At 50.1% G+C, this 1,100-nt stretch carries 1 protein-coding gene and 1 pseudogene; both read left to right on the forward strand.

Going from position 1 to position 1,100, the window contains the following annotated elements; all coding sequences use genetic code 11:
* A pseudogene (locus tag NE473_RS29985) lies at positions 1–116 on the forward strand (phage holin family protein); the annotation flags it as partial.
* 87 nt (positions 117–203) lie between these two features.
* Positions 204–953 (forward strand): peptidoglycan recognition protein family protein, encoded by a 750-nt coding sequence (locus tag NE473_RS29990; protein ID WP_256265538.1) that lies wholly within the window; start codon positions 204–206, stop codon positions 951–953.
* Positions 954–1,100: the final 147 nt, after the last annotated feature.

Here is a 1,100-nt window from a genome sequence, read left to right on the forward strand (position 1 = left end):
TGTACACGATGCCCGACTTCCCGGCGGCGGACATCATCAACGCAGCGGCGGTTGGAACTGTATCGGGGCTTGCAGCTACCGGTATCAACCAGGCGTACAAGCAGCTGACGAAATAAGCTGTTGCGATCTCGCAACGGTTATATCATCACAACTTTTTTTGGGCCTGGGAGTAATCCTGGGCCTTTTTCTTTTAAGGAGGATTTATGATACCTATTACAAAACAGATCAAACAAATTAATTGCTATGCAAGTCAGAATCACCCAAAGTACATCGTAATCCATGAGACTGACAATTTTAACCGTGGCGCCGGGGCTGCCGCTCATTCCAGGGCGCATAATAATGGCAATCTGGCTACATCAGTCCACTATTACGTTGACGATGTGTCGATCTACCAGACGCTCAACCACACGGACGGAGCCTGGGCAGTCGGAAAGCAGTACGGTACTCCACTGGTGGCCGGAGTCAATAACAACAACACGATCAACATCGAGATATGTGTTAATCCTGACAGTAACTACGACAAGGCACGGCTGAACTGTGTAGACCTGGTGCGGTATCTGATTCGGGAGACGGGGATCCCTGCTGATCGAGTAATCCGGCACTACGATGCAAAACGCAAATGGTGCCCGCGCAAGATGATGGACAGCCCGGAGTTATGGACGGACTTCTGCCTGCGGATCCGCGGCCAGGAAGATGAAGTGAAGAGTTTTGAAGACGGCGCCGGGAACTGGCATTTTACGATTAATGGCGAGTTGCAGAAGACGCGCTGGGTAAAATATAAGAATAAGTGGTTCTACGTGGACGATTCCGGGAATATGGTCACGGGGTATGCGGTCATTGGCGGCATGGCCTATATGCTTAATCCGTCAAAAGCGGATATGGCAACGTATGGGGCGCTGTTGGTCACGAAGAATCTCGACCAGGGCAATCTTGAGGTACAGCACGTCGAGTAATATAATAAGGGCGGTCCGAGTGGGCCGCCTTACTTCATATAAGGGCAATAATATCGAAATATAAAACCCCGGATTGCTCCGGGGTCAGGCCCATCGTGTTACGCATTGGTTAAGAGGCTTGATGGGATCTGTTGATCTAAATATGAT

This window comes from Hungatella sp. SL.1.14 (assembly GCF_024460495.1).
Classification (GTDB): domain Bacteria; phylum Bacillota; class Clostridia; order Lachnospirales; family Lachnospiraceae; genus Hungatella; species Hungatella hathewayi.

Bases quoted from the DNA above. Each gene is read 5' to 3' on its own strand.
- NE473_RS29990 (WP_256265538.1), top strand. From the start codon at position 204: ATGATACCTATTACAAAACAGATCAAACAAATTAATTGCTATGCAAGT.